Annotated in this window: 16 protein-coding genes and 2 pseudogenes; 10 read left to right on the forward strand and 8 right to left on the reverse strand. The window is 61.2% G+C overall.

The genetic code is table 11. From position 1 onward, the window contains the following. Positions 1 to 444: 444 nt before the first annotated feature. The gene (locus AC3FMM_RS16620; RefSeq protein WP_488687013.1) at positions 445 to 1,020 is read right to left on the reverse strand and encodes a DUF1294 domain-containing protein; all 576 of its coding nucleotides are present in this window, start codon (positions 1,018 to 1,020) and stop codon (positions 445 to 447) included. A gap of 408 nt (positions 1,021 to 1,428) precedes the next feature. On the opposite strand from AC3FMM_RS16620, the gene AC3FMM_RS16625 reads away from it, so the two are divergent. Continuing rightward, entirely contained in the window at positions 1,429 to 2,184 is a 756-nt protein-coding gene (locus tag AC3FMM_RS16625) for a restriction endonuclease (RefSeq protein ID WP_488687162.1), read from the forward strand. Between the two features lie 267 nt (positions 2,185 to 2,451). Here the strand turns inward: AC3FMM_RS16625 and AC3FMM_RS16630 are convergent, their stop codons facing one another. After that, complete coding sequence (locus AC3FMM_RS16630) at positions 2,452 to 3,384, reverse strand: LysR family transcriptional regulator (protein ID WP_488687014.1); 933 nt, start codon at positions 3,382 to 3,384, stop codon at positions 2,452 to 2,454. A 116-nt stretch (positions 3,385 to 3,500) separates the two neighbouring features. Here AC3FMM_RS16630 and AC3FMM_RS16635 point away from each other — a divergent pair, with 116 nt between their 5' ends. Further along, positions 3,501 to 4,253, forward strand: a complete 753-nt coding sequence (locus tag AC3FMM_RS16635; RefSeq protein ID WP_488687015.1) for an SDR family oxidoreductase — start codon at positions 3,501 to 3,503, stop codon at positions 4,251 to 4,253. Between the two features lie 14 nt (positions 4,254 to 4,267). Then, positions 4,268 to 4,885, forward strand: coding sequence for an NADPH-dependent F420 reductase (locus AC3FMM_RS16640; RefSeq protein ID WP_488687016.1), 618 nt, complete (start codon positions 4,268 to 4,270; stop codon positions 4,883 to 4,885). Between the two features lie 101 nt (positions 4,886 to 4,986). On the opposite strand, the pseudogene AC3FMM_RS16645 reads toward AC3FMM_RS16640, so the two are convergent. From AC3FMM_RS16645 to AC3FMM_RS16670, 6 genes and pseudogenes are all read right to left on the reverse strand, one after another. Then, positions 4,987 to 5,588 (reverse strand): annotated as a pseudogene (locus AC3FMM_RS16645) (tyrosine-type recombinase/integrase). 395 nt (positions 5,589 to 5,983) lie between these two features. Further along, a complete protein-coding gene (locus tag AC3FMM_RS16650) occupies positions 5,984 to 6,379 on the reverse strand; it encodes a ubiquitination-like system serine protease family protein (RefSeq protein WP_488687017.1) in 396 nt (131 codons plus the stop codon). Continuing rightward, positions 6,369 to 7,586 (reverse strand): ThiF family adenylyltransferase, encoded by a 1,218-nt coding sequence (locus AC3FMM_RS16655; protein WP_488687018.1) that lies wholly within the window; start codon positions 7,584 to 7,586, stop codon positions 6,369 to 6,371. The genes AC3FMM_RS16650 and AC3FMM_RS16655 overlap by 11 nt, the downstream gene beginning before the upstream one ends. Then, positions 7,546 to 7,980 (reverse strand): multiubiquitin domain-containing protein, encoded by a 435-nt coding sequence (locus AC3FMM_RS16660; protein WP_488687019.1) that lies wholly within the window; start codon positions 7,978 to 7,980, stop codon positions 7,546 to 7,548. The genes AC3FMM_RS16655 and AC3FMM_RS16660 overlap by 41 nt, the downstream gene beginning before the upstream one ends. Positions 7,981 to 8,107: 127 nt before the next feature. Then, positions 8,108 to 9,328: an ImmA/IrrE family metallo-endopeptidase gene (locus AC3FMM_RS16665; RefSeq protein ID WP_488687020.1), complete on the reverse strand. Its 1,221-nt coding sequence runs from the start codon at positions 9,326 to 9,328 to the stop codon at positions 8,108 to 8,110. Beyond that, positions 9,325 to 9,636, reverse strand: coding sequence for a type II toxin-antitoxin system HigB family toxin (locus AC3FMM_RS16670; protein WP_114158299.1), 312 nt, complete (start codon positions 9,634 to 9,636; stop codon positions 9,325 to 9,327). Before AC3FMM_RS16670 ends, AC3FMM_RS16665 begins: the two co-directional genes overlap by 4 nt. An 848-nt stretch (positions 9,637 to 10,484) precedes the next feature. Here AC3FMM_RS16670 and AC3FMM_RS16675 point away from each other — a divergent pair. From AC3FMM_RS16675 to AC3FMM_RS16705, 7 genes and pseudogenes are all read left to right on the forward strand, one after another. Further along, positions 10,485 to 10,670, forward strand: a pseudogene (locus AC3FMM_RS16675) (DUF736 domain-containing protein); the annotation flags it as partial. A gap of 901 nt (positions 10,671 to 11,571) precedes the next feature. After that, complete coding sequence (locus AC3FMM_RS16680; RefSeq protein WP_488687021.1) at positions 11,572 to 12,165, forward strand: integrase; 594 nt, start codon at positions 11,572 to 11,574, stop codon at positions 12,163 to 12,165. After that, positions 12,162 to 12,824 carry an RES family NAD+ phosphorylase gene (locus tag AC3FMM_RS16685; RefSeq protein ID WP_488687022.1) on the forward strand — a complete coding sequence of 221 codons (663 nt, stop codon included), beginning with the start codon at positions 12,162 to 12,164 and terminating at the stop codon, positions 12,822 to 12,824. Before AC3FMM_RS16680 ends, AC3FMM_RS16685 begins: the two co-directional genes overlap by 4 nt. Positions 12,825 to 13,615: 791 nt before the next feature. Then, complete coding sequence (locus tag AC3FMM_RS16690) at positions 13,616 to 14,587, forward strand: Bug family tripartite tricarboxylate transporter substrate binding protein (protein WP_116379736.1); 972 nt, start codon at positions 13,616 to 13,618, stop codon at positions 14,585 to 14,587. A gap of 33 nt (positions 14,588 to 14,620) precedes the next feature. Next, positions 14,621 to 15,658 (forward strand): TauD/TfdA family dioxygenase, encoded by a 1,038-nt coding sequence (locus AC3FMM_RS16695; RefSeq protein ID WP_115681675.1) that lies wholly within the window; start codon positions 14,621 to 14,623, stop codon positions 15,656 to 15,658. Between the two features lie 53 nt (positions 15,659 to 15,711). Then, the gene (locus AC3FMM_RS16700) at positions 15,712 to 16,485 is read left to right on the forward strand and encodes a class II aldolase/adducin family protein (RefSeq protein ID WP_116379737.1); all 774 of its coding nucleotides are present in this window, start codon (positions 15,712 to 15,714) and stop codon (positions 16,483 to 16,485) included. A 210-nt stretch (positions 16,486 to 16,695) separates the two neighbouring features. Continuing rightward, a complete protein-coding gene (locus AC3FMM_RS16705) occupies positions 16,696 to 19,437 on the forward strand; it encodes a winged helix-turn-helix domain-containing protein (protein WP_488687023.1) in 2,742 nt (913 codons plus the stop codon). Positions 19,438 to 19,521: the final 84 nt, after the last annotated feature.

Consider the following 19,521-nt stretch of genomic DNA (forward strand, 5'->3'; position numbering starts at 1 on the left):
CGGACCACAGGTGGTGCACGGCGCATGCAAGGAATTAGGCCGCAAGAGATGCAATGCGGGTCAGCCGTGCTCGCTGCCAACGTGCGTAGTTGGCCTGAATGGGGATGGTCCAGCCGCTGTTGCCCATAGCGCCCCCTGCCTAGCCCGCTTTGCGGCCACGTTTCGTGTAGCGCAGACATACTTAGACCGCCTGGTCTTGCCTTCGCTTGCCCAGTCAAGCCTTGCCGGGGACAATGCCAGGGGAGTCTGCGGCGGACCTAAACAATGGCTTTACCCCTGAAGAAGACGCACTGCTCGCTCGGCACCGTCCCAATTTGATCAGGCCGTCACGCTTGCGTGGACGGATCAGGGAGGCCCTGCACCGAATGCGTGGAATTGAACATAACGCTCGTAAGCCGAAATTTGCCGGGACATGGCTCACCGCGGCCTTCGGCTTTCCTGTTCTCAGGTCGCCATGACGGCTCGCCAAAGCACCATCGCGCCAATGTTCACGACGACAGTGCCCCAGAACGTCGCCTGAAACGCCCGCTTGCGATTCTTGTGTCGCAGCAGGTGCTGGGCGGCGAGCGCGCCCGGCCAACCGCCGCAGAGTGCCAGCAGGTGCAGGGTGGTCTCGGGCGTGCGCCACGTATGCCGGCTCGCCCGCGTCTTGTCGTCGCCATAGGCGAAGAACGTGATGAGGCTCGCCACGAGGCTGACCAAGCCGGCCTGGTGGGGAAAATATCCCAGCAGGGCGCCGCCGGCGATGAACCCCAGCGCCGCGAGACCCGCGAACACCGGCCAAAGACTCGCGTCTGACCGCGCCTGCGGTGCACCGACGATGGCAACGTTCAGGGCTTGTAGCCGGCCGTCCCGGCCTTTGCCGAGCTCGAAGCTCACGCGGTCGCCAGGCCTTGGCGTCACGGCACGCGCTTGTAGGGCGGTGATGTGAAAAAACACATCCTTCGTGTCCGCGTGGACGTTGATAAAACCAAAGCCCTTGTCTGCATGCCACGTCTTGACCCGACCTGCTTTTCTCATGGTTTTTGTCTGGTGTTGCGCGAAGGCTGCAGTGTAAGGGATGCCGTCAAGCGAAACGATGGCGGCATCCGTGAAGTTACCGGGTATGAGCGGGCGGCTCCGCCACCCGTAGTCGGTGGGGTGTTGGCTCCTTGCAACCCGTTGAGTGTGTCAGATCGAGTAGATTTGCCGGTAGGGGGATGGCGCGGGATGCAGTGAATAACAACAACAGGTAGAGAAATGGGTCGCAGAAGGAAGGAGCCGTCGCTTAGCGAGATATTGATCGATGCGCCGTGGTGGGTCTCTGCAGCGCTGGCCGTGGGTGCCTACATTGTGTTGCGCGGGGTCGTCCCAGCGATATTCGGATCGCGCCCATTGTTGACGGGCATTGCCGTGTTAAGCCAGTCGTTAGCCTGGGTTCCCGCCGCCATGTTCTGCTTCCTGGGGGTGCTGTCATACATCCGTGCGCGGGGTAGGGAAGGTGCAAGGCAGCAAGAATTCCCCGTGAGAGCACGGACCTCCCGCGCTAGTCGATCGTCGTCGCGGTGGAAGTCGCCTCAATCCTCCGGGGAATCCGTCGAGTCAAGGGAGGACGTTGGCCCGCCGTCGCGCACAGTCCCCTTAGCGGAAAAGCCGGAAATCAATAGTTGGACGCTCGATGCCCTCCGGCAGCTGGAGTGGAAGCGATTTGAGCTGCTTTGTGTTGGGTACTACGAGGCGATGGGATTCACCGTCAAGACCGTGCCCCATGGTCCCGATGGCGGCATCGACGCAACCTTGTACAAGGCTGGCCGGGACGGTCCGGTGGCCGTGGTCCAATGCAAGGCATGGCGCAAGCCGGTGAAGGTGGAACAGGTCCGTGCGCTTGCCGGGGTCATGCACGAATACAAGGTGCGTCGGGGCGTTTTCTGGTCGTTGTCCGGCTATGTCGGGCGACCGGTGCAGGAGTCGGCGGAGCGAGCCGGCATTCAATTGCTTGATGGTGCGGGAATTGTCGAACGGATTCGCGCACTCGATCAATACAAGCAAGCGACGTTGCTGAAGCAGGCGTTTCGGGGGGACTACCGCACGCCGACATGCGCGGCCTGCGGAATCAAGATGGTGGAGCGGAAAGGGCCAGCTGGCGCATTCTGGGGTTGCCTGAACTATCCCGGTTGCAGGTTCAAGCTGTCTCGCAACGTCTAAGAACCGGTTCGCCAATCATGGCGGCCGCCGTTCACGAAAAGGCCACTCTCGGGTGCTGGCCTTTCGGCAGGCTGGAGGGTTGATTCTCTGCCTTGATACCGGCACGGTGCCTTTGCGCAAGTTAGCACCCCCCAGAGCGCCGCAAGAACGTGCCATCTCCTATCCAGCGGCTCTTTCCGACCCACTCCTGCCCTACGTTAAAGCTAGGCGAGTGACTCAGGTTTGGGCCAGAGCGGTCGTCGAAACGGCGTGCCGCGTTATACAACGCTAAAGGCCGAGGCTGCCTGCCAGTCGCTGCGCTAGTCCATTGCGGCGGAAGGCTTCCACAACGTGGTCGATGAATGCGCGTGTCTTGCCGGGCATAAGGGTGCGCGTAGGGTAGTACAACGAAATGGCGCCGGCGTCGGCGTACCAGCGCGGAAGTACGCGTACGAGTTCGCCACGTTCGATCCATGGCAGCACATCGGGTACCGCCAGCAGTGCCACGCCCAGACCCAGCAGCGCAGCTTCCCGCATGGCGGCCGGGTCGCTGACGACAATGCGTTCTTGCATGGTCGCGGCAACCTCGTTGCCGGCGGCATCGCGCATGGTCCAGTGGCGCGTGCGTCCGGTGCGCCCGGAGCGCATGACGATGCCGTCCATGACGTTCAGCATGGCCGGATCGGCAGGCAGCGTGCGTTCCCGCAGATACGCAGGCGACGCCACCGCGACGATATGCGCGGGTGCCAGTGGGCGCGACACAAGACCCGGCGCCAGTTCGAAGCCTCCGCCTATGGCTGCGTCGAAGCCCTCGGCAATCAAGTCGATGGCGCGATTCTCGAAATGCCATTCCGGGCGGATCGCGGGGTAACGCTGCAGGAAATCAGGGAGCAACGGCATCACGTAAGCCACGCCGAACGACGGCGCCAGGCTGACTTTCAGCACGCCGGCCGGTTCGCCGTGGTCGTTCGACATGGCGGCGATGGCGGCTTGCAGTGCATCGAGGTTGCCGCCGATGGAGGCCAGGAAGCGTTCGCCAGCCTCGGTAAGGGTTAGCTTGCGTGTCGAGCGCTGAAACAGTCGCACGCCCAGATTGCGCTCGAGGATCGCCACGTTGCGGCTGACGGCAGCGGGCGTCAGGGCCATTCGACGACCCGCCGCAGAAAAGCTGCCGGTTTCGGCGCTGCGCACAAAGGATTCGAGGTTGGCGAGGGTTTCCATCCAGCAAAGCTTACACGATTGCTTGAAAATGATTTAAGTCATTCATCACTAATCATCGCGCAATCGGACAACCATACTCCGTTCACACCTTCTGATTCACCCCAACGGAGAAAGAAATGACTCAACAGACGCTTCCCCTGGCCGGCAAGATCGCCCTTGTTACTGGCGGTTCGCGCTCCATCGGCGCTGCCATCGCCCGCCGCCTGGCTGCCGACGGTGCCGTTGTGGCGCTGACCTACAGTGCCTCACCGGACAAGGCCGCCACGGTAGTGAGCGAGATCGAAGCAGCCGGCGGCCGCGCCATCGCGCTCGCCGCGGACGCCGGCGACGCAGCCGCGGTGCGCCGGGCCGTGGCAGCAACGGTCGACACCTTCGGTGGTCTCGACATCCTCGTCAACAACGCCGGCCTGGGCCTGGGAGGTGCCATCGAGGACATCGCGTTCGACACCTACGAGCGCATGATTGCTGTGAACGTGACCGGCGTATTCGTGGCCACGCAGGAAGCCGTGCGCCATATGAAGACGGGCGGGCGGGTGATTCACATCGGTTCGTCGATGGCGCGCTACGCGGCGTTTCCCACCGCATCGGTCTACACGCTGACCAAGGGTGCGATCGCAGGCTTCAATCGCAGCCTGGTGCGCGACCTGGGGCCGAAAGGCATCACGGTCAACACGGTCCTCCCCGGCCCGACCGACACCGATATGAATCCCGCCGGCGGCCCGGTCAGCGAGATCGTCGGGCCCGGCATTGCCCTGGGCCGATACGGGCAGCCACATGAGATTGCCGGCGTGGTTGCGTTCCTCGCCGGTCCGGACGCAACCTTCGTCACCGGTGCTGAGATCGTTGCCGATGGCGGCTTCACCGCCTGAAGCAGGAGTACGTCATGGAAGCAAGCTACGGAAAGACCATCGGCATCATCGGTGCGGGCGCAATAGGTACTGCGTTCGCCACGGCGCTGGCACGCCAGGGCATTCACGCGGTCTTGGCCAACAGCCGCGGGCCTGAAACGCTGCGCGATGCCGTGAAAGCAATCGGGCCTTCGATTCGCCCTGGCACGCGCGAGGAAGCCGCAGCGCAGGAGATCGTGCTGGTGGCCGTGAACTGGTCGAAGCTGTCGCAGGCGCTGGGCGAGTTGCCGGACTTTGGCGGGCGCATTGTCGTCGATGCCAACAATCCAATCGAGGCGCCGCTGTTTCGCCCCGCGGACCTGCATGGCCGCTCCTCGAGCGCAGTGTTTGCAGGCCTGGTGCCCGGCGCGCGGGTTGTGAAGGCGTTCAATCACCTGCAGCCCGCGCTGGTTGCCGGCGACCCGCAAGCCGAAGGTGGCCGCCGCGTGATGTTCATGTCGGGTGACGATGCGAACGCCAAAGCCGAGGTGGCCAGGTTGATCGATCGCCTCGGGTTTTTCGGCATCGATCTCGGTTCGCTCGATGCGGGCGGAAGGCAGCACCAGTTTCCTGGAGGACCGCTGGCCGCGCTGAATCTGGTGAGGTTGGGTTGACTTGAAGGGCGCGACTGGAGCAATCGAAACAGAAACTCGCTATCGATAGTCCGGCAAGCTCCACATAGTGAACCCGTCCGCTGTCTCAGAGCTTCGGCAATTCAGTCTGAAGGCCCGGCCGTCGCTTTCTGGCTGGCAACCGTGCTCTCCAGCTTCGTGTGGCCCAGCAGCAATTGCACTGCGCGAAGGTTCTTGGTTCTGCGATAGATAAGGGATGCCTGGTCCGCCGCATAGTGTGGGTGCCGTACGCTGTGTCGTCTAGGCCAATGGACGCGATCCACCGATGTACAAGCTGGGCATACTGGCGGGTGGACAGATGGGCTGAGGCGCGAATCCGGCTTGGAAAAAGAGCATCCGACGAGCGCAAACCGCGATGGGCAATCCATGCCTCAAGGCTTGAGCGGGTCTGCTCCGTAATCTCGAACTGAGCCGGTCTATGCGTCTTCTGCTGGATCACCATCGCTCGGGCACTAACGCGGCTGCCCTGACAAACGTCTCGTACGCATAGCCTTGTGAGATCGCACGCTCGAAGCTTGCTATCGATCGCAAGATTGAACAGTGCGAGCTCACGAAGGTTTGACGACATCTGCAGCCTTGTCCGGATGGCCCAGATCTCGCAGAGCTTCAGCGGCGGCTTTTGTCCGGTGAGCTTCCCCTTATTCCACGGCGCCCGCGGCGTTGCGGGTGAATTGGACGTCTCCATGATCATCTCCTTTCGAACGAAGGGAGGATCAGTTTGCTCGCCTGCAGATCTTCGCTGATGACTCTGTCAGTCGGGCGTGCAACGCGTGCCTCGACACCTGTGCCGCAGACGGGCGCTGACCGACCCGAAGCGGACGGTTCTATCGCCGGGTGTACAGCGGCAGCTTTGCAATGCGGAGCGGCCTTTCAGTCGAGCTTACTTGCCTACTTGAAGAAACCGCCGAGCGCGCCGCTGTCGTTCGTACCCGCTCATAAAGGAGTCACTGCGGCCCTACCGACGTGCCGCTACCGTCATTGCGCTAGGTTCGCCCACGGTCACCGACGGGCCATTTGACGCGAGAAAATCCGGGCGCGGCGATCGCCGCACCCGGTGTCAAAGGCCTGCAGTTCGCTGCATCAACTGCGGATGCCCAGCCATTGCAGAAGCCTGCTCCACCAACCAGGACGCTTGTGATGCCGGCTGTCCAGATAGGTTTGAAGCCGTTGCTGGTCTCGGGCTCTACCTCTGACAATCTGCGCATCGCTCCACTGATCGGCCCACACCACCTGACCTCGCTGAATCAGGTAGTGGGACCGACAGGGTAGTTGCCAACTGCCTATCGATGGACGCAGCGTCACACCTTGCGGTGTTTCCTGTACTTCCCATTCGGCGGGACTCAAGGGTGTACGGATCTTGTGTCCGCAGCCGCATGCACAGAGATGGTGTGCCGTTTCGAACTCCATCGAAACATACAGGATGCCGGGCTGGAGGTTTTGTGGCATGACTTCAACGTGCTGGACCTCAAATCTCATGGTCGGTCTGCCCCACGATTTTTAGATCAGCCAAGTCGAAGAGCAGATGACACAGGGGATCAGCCTCCGTATAGAACCCGCGCAGTTGCTTGTAGCGCATCACGGCCAGAGCCGCGTTGAACGCATTGAGCTCGGCGATCTGCACGTTTGTACGGTATAGATTTTCCGGGCCATCATGCATCTCCGCTAAACCCTTGCCTCGCATCTCCTGCGCCCGTTCTGGGGCGAAGTAGGTGGCGCGCAACATTCCGCTCAACGGCCCTCCTGCCCGCTTCAATCCCATCCCGACATCAATGAACGGAATGCCGAGGCTTATCAGCAGATCGAAGATCTCCGCCCGAGACGACCCCTGGTCAACGCACACAAAGGCGAAGGTGACGCCTTCGAATGACTTGCCAGAATCAGAGTCGACATAGTGCGGCACCAGTTGAACTCCGTCGCGGAAGCTCGCATAGCGGCCCTGATAGACGGCAGCCTTGGATTGGCCCAGCTCCGCTTCATCCAGCTTGCCGGGTGACCGATAAGCGTTGTGGATATGGAAGGCGTCTCCGTCAAAGCCGCGGATTTCGCGAACCGGGGTTTTCGCCATGTAGTCCAAGATATAGGCGCCGGTTCCCCCTAGACCAATGATGGCGATGACGTCATCATGCAGCTTGCGTGAGAGATCGGAAATCTCCGCCTTGGATGTCAGACTGTCCTGGTAGCGAAACACGGAGGGCTCCGGCGCGTCTTCAACCGACTTGAACGTCAAAGGGTTCGCGTTGTGGGCGGTCATCGCCGGGCCCGCGATGATGCCCACGTAACTCTCTATCTTGTCGTAGAAATTGTCGAAGCTCTGCAGGACGCCCGCCACGCGAGGCTTGTTAGAGAAGCGCCTCTGCACCACGACATCCACACACGCGCTAGACAGCTGCAACTGGTGTGAGCCAGCATCGATCAGTGGAATCGGCAGACCATCCAGGCCGCAGGGATGGCTCCCTGCGAACAGGATGGTATGGTCCTCCTGAGTCACCAGACCGGTTGCATCGACAGGCACCAGCTTGGTCGCAATGGCGCCCCAGTGCAGCACGCCTTGCTGGTCGAGGTAGGGAATATCCCGCAGGATCATCCAGCCACCGTCAAAGGTGACCGCATAACCCTTCTCGACCAGCTTGGCCAGGTCCTGGTTACGACTGACCAGTTTCTGAAACTGTGAAACGGATGCCATCTTTCACCTTTACGGATGCGCCAGGGACCAAAATGCCTTCCGGCTTTTCGCCATTACCACGAGTCCATTTCACCGAGTAGGTGATATTGGATTGAGGGGTGTAATCCGGTACTTCAAGCCGCACGACTTGTGCGTACGAGATCGGCTCGTTCTTCGGCCATTGGTAAGGCTTGGCCTCGACGTAGATGGTGACAAGCTTGTCGTTCTTGTCCTGGCCGCTTTTGTCGTCGTCGCGGCTGCGTTGGTTCAGGTTTTCGTTACCCAAGGTGTTATTCCAGTTAATGGGCATTGAGATATGCCGTGGCAAGCCGTTGGCAAGCTGTGGCGGATGTGGCCGGCTGACCTGGCCGGCAACCGAATGCACACTTGACTGGAGGAAACGGGCAATGGACAATCGCAGACGCCAATCCGGCGAGTCACAAGCTCGTCACCCAGCGGCCGGGTGCTTCGGTATTCGGCCGTTTTCTATTTCTGGCTCGTCATTCGGTCCTCCGTTTTTGTTGGGTTGGAAATGGCAGCATTCATTGCCCCCGCTCCGAGAAGCAAGCCTTCACGGAGCCTGCCTCAGTGATGAGCCCGCTCAGCAAACGCCAGTTGCCCGTTTCATAGCGCATTCGGCCAGCCACGATGCACGGATGCACGCCTGCCTGACTGGCTAATGCCTTGGCGTCTTCGGCATCGTGGGTATCCCGAACTTTTGCTTTCGACCAGAATTCCGGTGGGATCAGCGCATCACGAGCACCAGCATCTGCCTCATCTTCTTGGGCCTGCCCGGCGCGGCCCTTGTCATCCAGGTTGTCTGCGATGAAGCGGCAGGCCGAAGTCAGATGCTTTTGTACATGCACCACCTCGTGCAGCAGTGCGAACCAGAAGTTGTCGAGCCGATCATGGCGCAGGGTCAGCCCGATAATCGGACGGTCGCCATCCAGCATGGCGCAGCCATCAAGGTAAGTTTTCTTGAAAGGCGGCTCGATCACGAGGCAGATGCCGTGTTGACTCAGATACTCCTGGGCGAGCAGCGGACCACGCTCGAAGCGCGACAGCTTGGCCAGGTCGCGAAGCCAGGTTGGCGTGATGGAGTCTGCCCGGTAGATGCCCTGCGGAGGGTTGCAATGCGCCTTGTCCACGACGACCGCTCGCCAAATCAGCAGCGCGTAGGTATCCATGGTGCGTGCGCCGCTTTGATGCAGGGGAGCTCGCAGCAGTGCGGGCTCAACATCCAACTGCGCGACGCGCTGCAGAAATGCGCGCACCTGCTCCCGTGCCTTGTCCTTGGTATCGCTTTTCAGCAGACCGCGCTCGCGCATCTCCTTCAGGGGAAATTTGTCGTAGGCGTAATCAGCTTCCTCGTCTATGGCGTCACCCTTCAAATTTTTGGACGAGCCGAGCAGGGCTTGGGCAGGAATGCCCAAGCCATCGTGCAAACGACGGATCATTTGGAGGCTCAGAGGGCGCTTGCCAGACAGCACCTCCGAAACCTTGGACTGAGAGCCGATATAAGGCTCAAGATCCTTGCGGGTCAACCGCTGTTGCTCCATCCGGAATTCAATGGCTTGTAGAGGTGTGACGACTGGGCGGGCAACCCGCTTGGACTCGTAATCGCTGATGACCAGTTTCAGCAACTCGAACTCTGCCTCGTCTTCGGAGCCGGGCAACAACTCCTGCTCCATCAACGTGGCCATGCGCTGCAGTGCGGCTTCAAGCTCCTGATCGCTCTTCAGTATGCGGACCATATGCGTCATGCCTTGCTCCTGAGGGCTGCGCTCTTGGCGGAACTGCGAGCCGGCTTGGATGTGGTGGCCATCCAGACCTTCTCGATCAGCAGAACTCCGTGCTTGAATCTAGCTTTCACATCAATCTTGTATAGATTCTTGATGCTGAACACTACTCGGTCGGGTTGGACAAACGCGTCGGCATATCGCGCTTGTACATCGTCCGGTCCAGCCCACTGCGCTTCCTCGACTTCCAGGCGCCAAGCATCGAAGGGCGCGCGGGAATCCTCGCGCTCTTGCATGAAGTTCTCTAGCCTGGATGTGCCGAGGAGTTGCATGATTTATCCCTGTTAGGGATGAATAGTATAAATCCCTAAATGGGATGTCAAGTCGGCACTGCTTCGTGGTTGGGTTGACTAGGTACTTGGCTCAGTGCCAATGCTGGTTCGAGCCTACGCAGGCGATCGCTTGAGGTCGTTTCCGCCGCTGTCCTACCCAGCTTGGATACCTTGGGCGTGTCGGCGCAAGCGCCGCCGCCCCGTGCCGCCGATAGCGTCACGGCCATTCGGTTTCAATCCAGCCGCGCCTGCGGTTCTGCGGGCAGTCGCTTGCCTTTAGAAGGGGCTGGCCCGGAGACGCCTCACCGCAATGCGCTGGGCTCGGGACTGCGCCCCGGTTTGCTGCGGCAGGTTGTTCGAAAACGTGCTGTGACGCTGGCGGTACACCGCTCACCTGTCACGAAGGATGGTTCCCCGACATACTTCGCGGCCTTGCCCATGGAGGTTCCACGTCGAGCCTCAAACATGGCGCTGCCGCATGCGGCCGGGACGTTCTCATCTGTCGTTGCGGGGATGGACCTCGCCCGCGCCAGGGTGTAAGTCGGTGAAGCTATGCAGCAGGGATGCCGAGTCGGCCACGACTCCTTTCGGAGTTGGTCGGCCCATGGCGTCCTTGTCTTGTGTGAATCCTGGCGGGGGCACGGCTGCGCCTCGGACTTCACGACTCAACAGTCCGGCGAAAACAATTTCCCCTGCGCTGCGCGCATTCCTCGTGAGACAAATTCTTTTCGCCTCCCGGTCTTCCACTGCGTTGCGGCCGCAAGCGGTGCAGCCGGCCCGTCCCCCGCCGGCCGGATCACAACAAGGATGCGATTGGCGCGAACCTTGTTCAACCGAAAGGAGAACGCATCATGAACATCGGCACTTTCACCGCAGACAAAGACGGTTTCACCGACACGCTTCGCACCTTGACGCTCAACGTCAAGGTCAAGCTCCTGCCCAACGACAAGGGCGACAACGAGTAAGCCCCCGACTTCCGCCTGCAGGCGGCCGGCCACGACATCGGCGCGGCGTGGAAGAAGACCAGCGAGGCCCGTGACAGGAACGCCAGGCATAGGCACCTTGAACTCCGGCACTGCCACGAGCGGAATCAGATCTTCTAGCAGCGCTTCGCCCGACTTTGACATGGAAGCGGCAACTTCGGACGGAAAACCCGCGGTCACTGCGCAGGCCAGCGTCTCGTAGCTGAACAGAGCCGACATTCGAATGTCTGGCTGAGAGGGCAGGCGAACGGCAGGACTTGGCCGACAAGCACCGTCCCCTCGAGTGAAGCAGGGCTGTTTGCGACAAGGCGCGTCCGGCATTTTTGGTCGCTATAAATTCTGTTGACGCAGGGCGGAAGAGGCCAGGTCGTCAGCCGCCATGGCCGGCAGTGCCTTCAACTTCCCATAGGGACGAAAATAAGGTCCGATAACGCTGCCTTGTCGCGTTTCGTCAGCAAGCGAAAACGGTGCATCAGACTTGGACGTGGAAAACCAGGTGCAGAGACTGGGGCGCTGCTGGCCGGCAGTTGGCGGATCGGCAATTCCGAATATCGAGTGCGAGAAAGGGCATGGACATAGTGCGGGCCCGCGCAAAGCTGCGCGAACTGAGCAGGAAAAGGGCTCCTTCCTCTGTGTGACTCGGCCAACGCGGGACGCATCGCACCTTGGCTCGATAGCGCGCGTGGAAGCAAATAATGTGCTTGTCGATGCACATTCGCGCCATCCGACCTACGCTGGACGCCAGAATTCGGTTGGCGTCATGAACTTCATGAACTAGAATGGCTTCATGACCATTCCCCGCCGTATTTCTCTTCGCGCGCGTTTCGCTGCCGGCCCGGTTCGATTCGAATCTACCCAGGTTTCGATTAGCCGGGTCCGCGCTCGGCGGGCGACCACCTCAGCAGCACGCGAGTCGCAACACGCCACGCCCAGTGAGCTAGTTGAGACCGCCGTGGCTCTCGTCAACGACGCGTCGCGGGAGGTCGCCTTGTCCGTCGAAGTCCAGCACGAACTGGATGCTGCACTTGGCAGGATCGTTCGCATCTTTGCGAAGCCGAATCGTCCGTTCCGCCAACGTCGTTCTGTTGCTGCCGGAGAGCCTGTCGCACATACGGGCGAGACCGCACATTCCGATCCGTTGCAGGCGGCGCGCGAACGTGGTCGACTGGCAGCCGCACGGGAGTGGGAGCAGCCGGAAAACCTGTCCCTTAAGGACGCCGCGCTTTATGCAGGACGTTCGGACCGCGCCATCAACCAGGACCGCCAGGGGGGGCGGCTCTACGCACTCGTGTTGCCGGGGCGCGAGCGCGGGTTTCGCTATCCGTCGTGGCAGTTCCACGTCGATTCCGAGCGGCTGGCCGCTGTGCTTGCGCCGTTCGTGGCGGCGGGAGCGAGCAGTTGGGTCATCCACAACTTTCTGCATCGCCCGCAAGAAAGCCTAGGCGGGCGCACGCCGGCGGATTGGATCGCCGACGCAGTGGCCCCGATAGACGCCGTTGTGAAGCTCGTCGACGCGCGGTACCGCGATGAGCAGGGCGCCGCATGACCTTTAGCGCAGAAGAGTTGGGTTGCCCGCTGCCGCCGGCCGACCTGGCCGACCGAAGGCTTGCCACAAAGACACTCGATATCGAGAGGATAGCGCTCTGGCGGATCCATCGCGTGCATCTGGACCCCATTTACTACAATCGCCGCGCGCCGGGCGTAACCCACTACCGGTTCGATGCGGCAGGCGGCGAGTTCGGCGTCCTCTATGCGGCTCCGAGCTTTGCCGCGTGCATGGCTGAAGCAGTCATTCGCGAGCGCTTCCAGGGGCAACGTCTGCCGCTAATGCTCGATGAGCATGAACTGAGCAGCCGATGTGTTTGCAGGCTCGCCTTGGCCAATCCTCGGCCTCTCGTGCTCGCGGATCTTACCGGTGCGCTGACCGCCCTTGGCATGGACGCTCGAGTGTTTTCGGTCACCGACTACCTTGGCCCGAACCTGTGGAGTTCGGCATTGCATGCGGCATTTCCTCGGATCGACGGGCTGTATTTTCACTCGCGCCTGGCGGGCGAGCCCAGCGTCGCGATTTTCGATGACCGTGCACGACTGGTGCCAGCAAGTACCCCAACTCCGCTGCTCGACTTTCCCGAATTGGGCCCCTATCTGACGGCCAATCAAATTGCCCTAGCGCCGACCGATGACGATTGGACGTCGAACGCCTAGCGCGGTCAGGCGAGACACTGTAGCCGGGGCGGCGGACTGACTGACTCCTAGCGAGACAATCCTCCAAAGCATTGGGCAGGTACCGCGGTTAGCGCCGATCCATAAACTTCATGAAATGGATTTTTGTGAACGGCGAGATTCCCGCCCACCCGTTTGTCTCCTTGCGACCCTGAGCCGCCGGTCGTCAGATTGAAGGCAGATGTCCGCTTCTGGCCAGGTAGCTGCCACTGGTGATTGTTCATCTGAATGACGCATTACAGCCGTGTGGTGGCCAGCCTCGGGCGGCACGCAATTGCCGCTGCGCATCCGGATGGGACAGTCACATCGATAGGTCACGGCTGGCAAGGTGCTGGCCAATCGGGGAATGGACGGGCTTTGCCGACCGAACTCTAGCCCACTTGTTCGAAATTCGTGACGGCCAGGGCACGTAACTGCTCATCCATGAACGCGGATGTGGTACTGCACCCTAGGGTAATGCGCAGGACCTGATTTGCCCTGGCGTTGTGCTGCGTAGCCCTTTCCATCGCTGCCAGCCACCCATTTATGGGGGGGTAGGGAGGTGTCCGCCGCAGCCATCATTGCCAACAAGGCCTGCAACCTCCAAGGAAAATCTGGAGATGCCTTGACCGGCAGGGGTGGGAACCCTTGCGCCCTTGTTTCCCCCCGGATCACCGCCTCACCCTTGCGCCCCGGTCTCGCAGGGCAGATTTGTCGATCTCTTTTCAGTAAATTATCAATGGAAACAAGCAATTATTGATTTTAAAAATATATCAATTACAGGAGGGAGATCGATGTCTTTGCAATGGATGCTTAGGGTTGTACTGATGAGCTGTTCCATATTCTCGGCAGGCCAGAGTCACGCGTTCCCGGACAAGCCCGTCACCCTGGTGATACCGTTCGCCGCCGGTGGCAGCGGCGATGTCATCTCCCGCGCAATTGCGGCGCGACTCAGTGCGCGTTGGGGGAAGCCTGTGATTGTGGAAAACCGTCCCGGCGCGGGAGGTGCAATCGGCACGGTCTATGTGCATCGGCAGCCTGCGGATGGATATACCATCCTCATGAATTCTCCGGCCGTGATGATTTCCACCGAGCTGCTCCGCGGCAACCCTGGATACAAGACTCTCAGCGATTTCATACCCGTTACCGAGGTATTCAGAACCCCGGTAGTGCTGGTTGCCAGCAACACTACCCGCTCCCGCGATGCCGTTTCATTTTTCGATGAGGCACGCAAACATCCCGAATACAGCTTCGCCTCGCACGGAAGCGGCAGCTCCACCCAATATCTCGGGGAGCAACTCAAGGCCTCAATCGGGATCAACCTTATTCATATTCCGGTTTCGGGGGAGGCGCAAATGATCACGAACATCGTAGGTGGTCATGTGACGTCCGGCCTGATGAGTGTTTCCGGTGCGCATAAGGCAGTGAACTCAGGAGGAGCTTGGGTGGTTGCCGTAACCGGGACCAGTCGATGGCAATCCCTGCCACAGGTTCCGACATTCCGGGAGCTGGGGTACCAGGGTGGCGACAGGATGTCTGGGATGTCGTATTTCGTTCGCGAGTCAACGCCTCGCAAGATTGTCGATCAGCTGGCGCAGGACATGGCTCTGGCCATCAATGACCCGAAGACAGCGGAAGCGACTGCGGCACTTGGCGTCAGGCTGATCAGTACCACGCCAGAGCAAACGATGAATAGCCTGAAATCCGAGTATTCGGAATGGCAGGGTTACATCAGGAAATTTGGCAACGTGACAGAGGAAAAATAGGATCGACTGTCTTTTGATCTGATACTTGGAGAAATGATGAACGCTGTTAGGAAGACCGTGATCGTCCGAGAGCTTGGCGAACTGGTTCGCTGCAACGCCTTCGAGCCCGGTACCCCGCCACTATTCATCGAGCCCGCATCCGACGCGCTCAAGGAGCGTGAAAGGTTTCTTCAGTGGGCAAAGGAATGCCGCCCGACGCTGGATGCATTGATTTGCGAGTATGGCGGCATTGTCCTGCGAGGCTTCCCCATCTCGGAAACCGCACACTTCGCCGCGCTCATGGCGCTCTTCCCGACCTTTCATGGCGACTACAAGGGTGGCGTGGCCCCTCGCATGCGAGTCGAGGGGCAGGTGATGGAGGCGACGCGCCTCGACCGCGCTGTGCGACTGCGGCTGCATTCGGAAATGGCTTACCTCAGGGACTACCCGTTACGCATTGCCTTCTTCAGCAAAAAGGCCGCTGATATCGGCGGAGAGACCATCATTGGTGACGTTAGAGGCCTGCTGGAGAGCCTGCCGCAGCCTTTGCGCAAGAAGCTCGAGGAACACGGCATCATGACCGTGCGCAACTACGCCCCGCGCACCGCGGCGCTGGACGCAGCCGTGCCTCACATGGACCTGCGCGGCTGGAATCTCGCCTTCGAGACCGATGACCCGGCTGAAGTCGAAGAGGTCTGCCGGTCCAAGGGACTCGAGCCGTTGTGGAACGAAGACGGCGGCCTCACCGTGATAAACCGCACCGGAGCTGCCGCCGCGCATCCGAAGACTGGCCAACTCCTGTATCGGTCCAATCTTCATTCCTACAACACCGTTACCGTCAGCGAAGGCCTGGATGCCGAGCTTGTCGAGAGTATCCGGGCCTCCCAGAAGCACCCGACCGGGACATTCTTGGGTAACGGCGAGCCACTGACACTGGAAGACGTGCAGCACTTCGAGCACTTCCTGGATCAGCGCACGCGCGCCTGGCCCTGGCTGGATGGGGATGTCATGATTCTCGACAATCTCGAGACCTGGCATGGCCGGAACCCATATCAGGGCAGCCGCGATGTACAGGTAGCCATGCTCGATTGAGTTGCCTGGTTTCCCTGCCTTGACGGTACTTCTACTTGTCACCCCCCAAGAAAATGAAAATTCCTATCTCCCAGGTCAGGCAAGTGGTTTCTTGTGAAGAGTGGGAAATGCGCGTGGAACTGGCTGCATGCTATCGGCTGATGAGTCTGTATGGCATGACGGACATGATCTACAACCATATATCCGCCCGCATTCCAGGAACGGATCATCTTCTCATCAACGCGTACGGCTACCTTTACTCGGAGATTACCGCTTCGAATCTGATCACGATCGACATGAGCGGCGAAGTCGTTCTTCAGCCGGAGAATGAACTCGGTTACGTTGTAAATCCCGCCGGGGCGATCATCCATACCTCGGTGCACAAAGCCCGTGAAGACGTGGGATGCGTGATTCACACCCATACGCGTGCCGGCATGGCGGTTTCTTCGCTGGAGGCAGGATTGCTGCCTCTGACCCAGACCGCGATGCGCTTCGAGGGTTATGTCGGATATCACGACTATGAAGGCCCGGTGCTCAACCGCGATGAAGAAGAACGTTTGCAACGCGATCTCGGCAGCAATGAGGTTCTGGTCCTGCGAAACCATGGCATGCTGGTGGTCGGGCCCACGGTCCCGGAAGCCTTCAATCGTTGCTACTGGCTCGAAATAGCTTGCAAGGTACAGGTGGATGCCATGCACATGTCCGGGAACCTGCGTCTCCCTGCCCGGGAGTTGTGTCAGATGACGGCCAAAGTATTTCACCCGGAAGGGCGGCTCGTCGGCCATTCGGCCTGGCCTGCGATGCTGCGCTTGCTCGCAAGTTCGGGTGCGTCGGACTTTGCTACTTGACCATCCGCTGGGTTGCGTTGTTGGCTGCATAGGCCAGTTGTACACCGAGGGCTGATTACCCCCGGTTTCTTGTTGCCACCGACCCTCAGTTGTCGTCGAACGCCACGGCCTTGCCCCGGGCCTTATAATGTCCCATTCGCTAAGTGCCCTGCGTGAGCAGTGAGTTCTGCGCAACGGATACATGCCCCCATTTATCCAGGGTCGACGCAATTGCCAAACGTACCCAAGAGCCCGCCCGAGCCGATTGCCGGTACGAAGCTGACGCCGCCGCGCCCGGCCCGGCGGCTGCTGGCCCGCGAAGCGCTGGTTCACAGGCTGCTCGACGCGCGGCATCGGCGATGTGTGGTGGTGCAGGGGCCGGCCGGATGCGGCAAGACGTCGGCGCTGGTCGCATGGCGTCAGGGATTGGTTGCGCTGGGTTTTGACGTGGCTTGGTTCTCGCTGGAAGAAGAGGACAATGATCCCGTCCGCTTCTTCGACTGTCTGCTTGCCAGCATCGCGCTGGTGAACGCCGATATTGCGCAGAAGGCTGCCGGTCTTGTCGGAGTCCGTGGCGATTTCTCTGCGGCCGAAAGCTGGGTGGTGACGCTGATCGAGGCGATTGCCACTCAGCCGCGCGACCTGGTGCTGATGCTCGACGACGTCCACCACATCGAGGACGTGCGCATCTGGCAAGCCCTGCAATGGCTGCTCGACTACGCGCCACCGCACTTGCACGTGGTTCTCTGTTCGCGTAACCGGCTTTCACTTTCACTGGCCCGCATGCATGCGCAAGGCTTGCTAAGTGTGTTCGATTTTCGCGATCTGCGTTTTAACCCGGTGGAGTCCGAGGCATATCTGCGCGAGCAGCTCGGCGTGGTCAGTCCGCGCGAAGCCAGGCAGCTGCATGAGCTGACCGATGGCTGGATTGCCGGCCTGCAATTGTTTGCCCTCGACATCAAGGCCAAGCGTGGGGCCGGCTTTTCGCCCACTGCGCTGCGCGATGCCGGCACGTTCGCGCAGTACTTCGACCGCGAGGTGCTGAGTCAGCTGGATGCCGACGACCAGAAACTACTGACCTGCGCGGCCATCTGCGACCGCTTCAGCGCGCACCTGTGCGCGACCCTGGTGGGCGAGCCGCGCGCGGTGGCACGCATGATGACGCGTCTGGTCAGGCTCGACAGCAGCAATCTGTTCCTGATCCAGGTGAGTGACCATGACCAGGAGAGCTGGTATCGCCTTCACCCTTTGCTGCGGGAAGTCCTGCTCGCGCGCGTCGCCGCCATGCCGGAAGAACGGCAGCGCGCGCTCCATGCCGCAGCCTGGCGTTGGTTCGAGCAGCGCGACTACGTCGAGGAGGCGGTGGCGCACGCGGTGCTCGCCGGGGAGGCGGGCGCCGCGGCGGATGTGATTCTGGCGCGGGCTTCGGAGCTGCTTGCGCGAGATGGTCTCGGCCGGCTGACCCGGTTGCTCCGTTCGCTGCCCGCCGGGCTGGTCGAGTCGTACTTTGTGCTGCAGACCATGCAGGCGCACATCGATCTCCGGTCGCGCCACCTCGCTGCCGCAGAACAGGCTATCGAGCAGCTGGCCCTGAAGGCAGCCACCCTCGGCGAGCGTGAACGGTATGCGGTGACGGTATTGCGAGGCGGACTGGCGCTGATGCGGGACGACATCAGTGCCGCGACGGTGCTACTGCCGGAGCTCGAGCGCGTGCCGCCGGACGCGGACGATTTCATGCTGACCACGCGTGGCAATGTCGTGGGCTGGATTCACATGCACCGCGGCGAATATGAGCGCGCCAGGGAGGTGCTGGCCGACAGCACCGAGCAAGGTGGCGCGATGGTCAGCAGCCTCGTGGGGCGCTGCTTCGCCGGCCTCAGCCTGTCGATTGAAGGACGGTGCCTGGAAGCCGAGCCGGTATTCCGCCAGGTCCTGCACGAAGCCGAGCAACTGGGCGGCATCTACGTGGGCGCCGCACACATGGCTGCGGTGTTGCTGAGCGAAACGTTGTACGAGCTCAACGAGATCGAAGCCGTCTGCAAACTGCTGGAGAAGCGGATAGAGCGACTCGAAGCGGTGTCGGTGCCCGATGCCGTGCTGCGCGCGCTGCAGATGCTCGCCCAGGCTCACCGGGTGGCGGGACGGAGCCTGGAGTCCGTGGCGTACCTGGACCGCCTGGAAGACTACGCGGTTCGGCACAGCCTTGACCGCCTTCTGGTGATTGCCCTTGGCGTCCGCTCGCGCTGGCTGCTGCTCGAGGGGGAACTCGATCCGGCCGAGGCAGCCGTCGCCCGAGCGCAGGCGCTGGCCGGTGATGGCACACGCCACGCCGCAACGTGGAGCGTTGACTTTGTCGCGACACTGGCCGTGAGCGGATTGTGCCTGCATCGCCATGACTACGATGGTGCCTTGTCGCATCTGACGCCATTGCTGGAGAGTGGGAAGCTGGCCTCGCGCGGCCGATACCTTGCGATCGTGCTGATGCAGTGTGCGGTTGCCGAGCGCGGGCGCGGCAATGCACGCGTTGCGTACGAGCGTCTGCGCGAGGCGCTGCGTTACGGCCAGCGGTTCGGACTGGTGCGCAGCTTGCTAGACGCCGCCCCCCATGGTGCGAGGCTCATCCAGGAGGCGCTTCAGGCGCAGGTGTTCGACCCTGTCCTTGCCTTCTTTGCGAGACGCCTGCTCGAAGCGTCGGAGCGATGGCGCGCTCGCGTGGTGCCGCCCGGCGCTGTACGCCGCGCTTCGCCGGTCCTGACCCTGAGCGAGCGCGAGGCCGAGGTGCTGAAGCTGATCTCGCAGGCGATGTCGAACAAGATGGTGGCACGCACCCTGTCCGTCTCCCCGGAGACGGTGAAGTGGCATCTGAAGAACATCTTCATCAAGCTGGGCGTCACCTGCCGCGACGAAGCCGTGGCGTTGCTGCGGGATGTCGAAGCCGACGCCTCGATGCAAGGGGCAGGCCAGTCGCGCTGACGGCGCGTCAGCGCTTTCGTGATCCCTTCCGGTTTTCATCGGATGGACTACCCAATTCGGGGAGGGGGCAGGGGGTGGCCCGAG

The sequence above is a fragment of the Cupriavidus sp. 207A1 genome (genome assembly GCF_057798955.1).